We start from the raw sequence: 5,455 nt of genomic DNA on the forward strand, positions 1-5,455 counted from the left end.
GGGTGGGTGCCCCGGAGGGCTCGGTCGTGAGGTCGAGGGCTGGGTGCGTCTGATCCTTGAGAACTCAACAGCGTGCACTTGTCAAATGCCAAATTATCCTCGTCTCGGCCTTTATGGTCGGGTTGAGAATTCCTTTGGATCAATTATTGGTTGTCAGTTTTGACATCCGTTTTGGTCATGATTGAACTCGCGTCTGGTCATCGTTTTCCCGGTGGCTGGGTTGCATTCGTTTTTTACGGAGAGTTTGATCCTGGCTCAGGATGAACGCTGGCGGCGTGCTTAACACATGCAAGTCGAACGATGAAGCCCTGCTTGCGGGGTGGATTAGTGGCGAACGGGTGAGTAACACGTGAGCAACCTGCCCCTGACTCTGGGATAACAGCCGGAAACGGTTGCTAATACCGGATATGCATCATAGCCGCATGGTTTGTGGTGGGAAAGATTTTTCGGTTGGGGATGGGCTCGCGGCCTATCAGCTTGTTGGTGAGGTAGTGGCTCACCAAGGCGTCGACGGGTAGCCGGCCTGAGAGGGTGACCGGCCACACTGGGACTGAGACACGGCCCAGACTCCTACGGGAGGCAGCAGTGGGGAATATTGCACAATGGGCGGAAGCCTGATGCAGCAACGCCGCGTGAGGGATGACGGCCTTCGGGTTGTAAACCTCTTTTAGCAGGGAAGAAGCGTGAGTGACGGTACCTGCAGAAAAAGCGCCGGCTAACTACGTGCCAGCAGCCGCGGTAATACGTAGGGCGCAAGCGTTATCCGGAATTATTGGGCGTAAAGAGCTCGTAGGCGGTTTGTCGCGTCTGCTGTGAAATCTGGAGGCTCAACCTCCAGCCTGCAGTGGGTACGGGCAGACTAGAGTGCGGTAGGGGAGATTGGAATTCCTGGTGTAGCGGTGGAATGCGCAGATATCAGGAGGAACACCGATGGCGAAGGCAGATCTCTGGGCCGTAACTGACGCTGAGGAGCGAAAGGGTGGGGAGCAAACAGGCTTAGATACCCTGGTAGTCCACCCCGTAAACGTTGGGAACTAGTTGTGGGGGCCTTTCCACGGTCTCCGTGACGCAGCTAACGCATTAAGTTCCCCGCCTGGGGAGTACGGCCGCAAGGCTAAAACTCAAAGGAATTGACGGGGACCCGCACAAGCGGCGGAGCATGCGGATTAATTCGATGCAACGCGAAGAACCTTACCAAGGCTTGACATATACGGGAACGCCGCAGAAATGTGGTTCTCTTTGGACACTCGTATACAGGTGGTGCATGGTTGTCGTCAGCTCGTGTCGTGAGATGTTGGGTTAAGTCCCGCAACGAGCGCAACCCTCGTTCTATGTTGCCAGCACGTTATGGTGGGAACTCATGGGATACTGCCGGGGTCAACTCGGAGGAAGGTGGGGATGACGTCAAATCATCATGCCCCTTATGTCTTGGGCTTCACGCATGCTACAATGGCCGGTACAAAGGGCAGCGATACCGTGAGGTGGAGCGAATCCCAAAAAGCCGGTCCCAGTTCGGATTGAGGTCTGCAACTCGACCTCATGAAGTCGGAGTCGCTAGTAATCGCAGATCAGCAACGCTGCGGTGAATACGTTCCCGGGTCTTGTACACACCGCCCGTCAAGTCATGAAAGTCGGTAACACCTGAAGCCGGTGGCCTAACCCTTGTGGAGGGAGCTGTCGAAGGTGGGATCGGTAATTAGGACTAAGTCGTAACAAGGTAGCCGTACCGGAAGGTGCGGCTGGATCACCTCCTTTCTAAGGAGCATCTGGGGGCGTGAGCCTTCCAGGCGCCGGTTCATCACCGAATGTGTGGTGCCGGTTAGCTCATGGGTGGAACATTTGACAGGGCGTCTTGTGGTGGCTGTTTCTTGCTAGTACGTCTCATGCTTTCGGGTGTGGGGTGGGAACGTGGGGGTGGTTGTCTGCGGGGCGCGTGCACGTTGTTGGGTCCTGAGGGCTCAGGCACCCCGTGAGGGTGTTTGGTCTTCGTCGGGCCTCGTCTGATCTGGCTGTTTGTGGCTGGGGAGGGTGGGGTGCCGCCCGTACTTTGAGAACTACACAGTGGACGCGAGCATCTTAAAGAAGCGAACAACAAATGGATTTTTTGATTCTTTGTTGGCTCATGTGATTTCAAGTCTTTAAGAGCAAACGGTGGATGCCTTGGCATCTGGAGCCGAAGAAGGACGTAGCAATCTGCGATAAGCCTTGGGGAGCCGATAAGCGGGCTTTGATCCGAGGATTTCCGAATGGGGAAACCCCGCCAGGCGGCGTGCTGACCTGGTGACTCCCGTCTGAATATATAGGGCGGGTAGAGGGAACGCGGGGAAGTGAAACATCTCAGTACCCGCAGGAAGAGAAAACAATAGTGATTCCGTGAGTAGTGGCGAGCGAAAGCGGATGAGGCTAAACCGGGCGTGTGTGAGAGCCGGCAGGCGTTGCACGTTCGGGGTTGTGGGACCATTCATCGATCACTGCCGTGGTCGGAGTAGTACAGAAGCGTATAGACGAACGGTCTTGAAAGGCCGGCCGGAGAGGGTGTGAGTCCCGTAGTCGACATGCGTGTTCTGCTGCGAGTGGGATCCCAAGTAGCACGGGGCCCGTGAAATCCCGTGTGAATCTGCCAGGACCACCTGGTAAGCCTAAATACTCCCAGATGACCGATAGCGGACAAGTACCGTGAGGGAAAGGTGAAAAGTACCCCGGGAGGGGAGTGAAATAGTACCTGAAACCGTTTGCTTACAAACCGTCGGAGCAGGCTTGTTCCTGTGACGGCGTGCCTTTTGAAGAATGAGCCTGCGAGTTAGTGATACGTGGCGAGGTTAACCCGTGTGGGGGAGCCGTAGCGAAAGCGAGTCTGAATAGGGCGATACAGTCGCGTGTCCTAGACCCGAAGCGAAGTGATCTATCCATGGCCAGGCTGAAGCGACGGTAAGACGTCGTGGAGGGCCGAACCCACTTAGGTTGAAAACTGAGGGGATGAGCTGTGGATAGGGGTGAAAGGCCAATCAAACTTCGTGATAGCTGGTTCTCTCCGAAATGCATTTAGGTGCAGCGTTGCGTGTTTCTTGCCGGAGGTAGAGCTACTGGATGGCCGATGGGCCCTACAAGGTTACTGACGTCAGCCAAACTCCGAATGCCGGTAAGTGAGAGCGCAGCAGTGAGACGGTGGGGGATAAGCTTCATCGTCGAGAGGGAAACAACCCAGACCACCAACTAAGGTCCCTAAGCGCGTGCTAAGTGGGAAAGGATGTGGAGTTGCTTTGACAACCAGGAGGTTGGCTTAGAAGCAGCCACCCTTGAAAGAGTGCGTAATAGCTCACTGGTCAAGTGATTCCGCGCCGACAATGTAACGGGGCTCAAGCACGCCACCGAAGTTGTGGCATTGACATTAGTGGTAGGCCTTCGTGGTCCAGCCGTGTTGATGGGTAGGAGAGCGTCGTGTGCCGGGTGAAGCGGCGGAGTGATCCAGCCGTGGATGGCACACGAGTGAGAATGCAGGCATGAGTAGCGAATGACGTGTGAGAAACACGTCCTCCGGAAGACCAAGGGTTCCAGGGTCAAGCTAATCTTCCCTGGGTAAGTCGGGACCTAAGGCGAGGCCGACAGGCGTAGTCGATGGACAACGGGTTGATATTCCCGTACCGGTGAAGAACCGCCCAAGCTAATCCAGTGGTGCTAAACGCCCAAAGCCGATCATCGTCACCTTCGGGTGGCACCGGTCGGTGGAGCGCGTGACCCCATGCTGGTGCGGTTAGCGTGTTAACAGGTGTGACGCAGGAAGGTAGCCCAAGCCAGGCGATGGTTGTCCTGGTCCAAGCATGTAGGCCGAGTCATAGGCAAATCCGTGACTCATGTGGCTGAGATGTGATGGGGATGAAAAGTGGGTGATCCTATGCTGCCGAGAAAAGCATCGACGCGAGGTTCTAGCTGCCCGTACCCCAAACCGACTCAGGTGGTCAGGTAGAGAATACTAAGGAGATCGAGATAATCGTGGTTAAGGAACTCGGCAAAATGCCCCCGTAACTTCGGGAGAAGGGGGGCCCAGCGCGTGTTAGGACTTGCTCCGAGAGCGTGTGTGGGCCGCAGAGACCAGTGGGTAGCGACTGTTTATTAAAAACACAGGTCCGTGCGAAGTCGCAAGACGATGTATACGGACTGACGCCTGCCCGGTGCCGGAAGGTTAAGAGGACCGGTTAGCCGCAAGGCGAAGCTGAGAATTTAAGCCCCGGTAAACGGCGGTGGTAACTATAACCATCCTAAGGTAGCGAAATTCCTTGTCGGGTAAGTTCCGACCTGCACGAATGGCGTAACGACTTCCCAACTGTCTCAACCACGAACTCGGCGAAATTGCATTACGAGTAAAGATGCTCGTTACGCGCAGCAGGACGGAAAGACCCCGTGACCTTTACTATAGCTTGGTATTGGTGTTCGGTGTGGCTTGTGTAGGATAGGTGGGAGACTGTGAAGCGGTGACGCCAGTTACCGTGGAGTCGTTGTTGAAATACCACTCTGGTCACTCTGGATATCTAACTTCGGACCGTGATCCGGTTCAGGGACAGTGCCTGGTGGGTAGTTTAACTGGGGCGGTTGCCTCCCAAAGAGTAACGGAGGCGCCCAAAGGTTCCCTCAACCTGGTTGGCAATCAGGTGGCGAGTGTAAGTGCACAAGGGAGCTTGACTGTGAGACTGACAGGTCGAGCAGGGACGAAAGTCGGGACTAGTGATCCGGCAGTGGCTTGTGGAAGCGCTGTCGCTCAACGGATAAAAGGTACCTCGGGGATAACAGGCTGATCTTGCCCAAGAGTCCATATCGACGGCATGGTTTGGCACCTCGATGTCGGCTCGTCGCATCCTGGGGCTGGAGTAGGTCCCAAGGGTTGGGCTGTTCGCCCATTAAAGCGGTACGCGAGCTGGGTTTAGAACGTCGTGAGACAGTTCGGTCCCTATCCGCTGCGCGCGTAGGAAGTTTGAGAGGATCTGACCCTAGTACGAGAGGACCGGGTTGGACGAACCTCTGGTGTGCCAGTTGTCCTGCCAAGGGCACCGCTGGTTGGCTACGTTCGGGATGGATAACCGCTGAAAGCATCTAAGCGGGAAGCCGGCCTCAAGATGAGACTTCCATCACCTTCGGGTGGAGAGGCTCCCAGCAGACTACTGGGTTGATAGGCCAGACGTGGAAGCCCAGCAATGGGTGCAGCTGACTGGTACTAATAAGCCGATGACTTGATAACACACCGCTCCTGGTAGAGCGCTCGCGTCCACTTTGTGGTTCCCGATGTACGGGCACCAGCAACAGTTTCATAGAGAAGCTTGATGTCGAACACATCGAAAAGATGTTTCGGCGGTCATAGCGAGAGGGAAACGCCCGGTCACATTCCGAACCCGGAAGCTAAGCCTCTCAGCGCCGATGGTACTGCAAGGGGGACCTTGTGGGAGAGTAGGACACCGCCGGACTT

The 5,455-nt window shown here is 55.8% G+C and carries 3 rRNA genes; all 3 read left to right on the forward strand.

Features of this window, described 5'->3' with window-relative positions:
* The first annotated feature begins 232 nt into the window (after positions 1 to 232).
* The 3 genes from ABD998_RS17735 (at position 233) to rrf (ending at position 5,453) form a co-directional block, all read left to right on the forward strand.
* Positions 233 to 1,755, forward strand: a 16S ribosomal RNA gene (locus ABD998_RS17735).
* A 373-nt stretch (positions 1,756 to 2,128) separates the two neighbouring features.
* A 23S ribosomal RNA gene (locus ABD998_RS17740) occupies positions 2,129 to 5,230 on the forward strand.
* A gap of 106 nt (positions 5,231 to 5,336) precedes the next feature.
* Positions 5,337 to 5,453, forward strand: a 5S ribosomal RNA gene (gene rrf / locus ABD998_RS17745).
* The 16S, 23S and 5S rRNA genes sit together here, the layout of an rRNA operon.
* The last annotated feature ends 2 nt before the right edge of the window (positions 5,454 to 5,455 follow it).

Source organism: Microbacterium gilvum, assembly GCF_039543865.1.
Lineage (GTDB): Bacteria > Actinomycetota > Actinomycetes > Actinomycetales > Microbacteriaceae > Microbacterium > Microbacterium gilvum.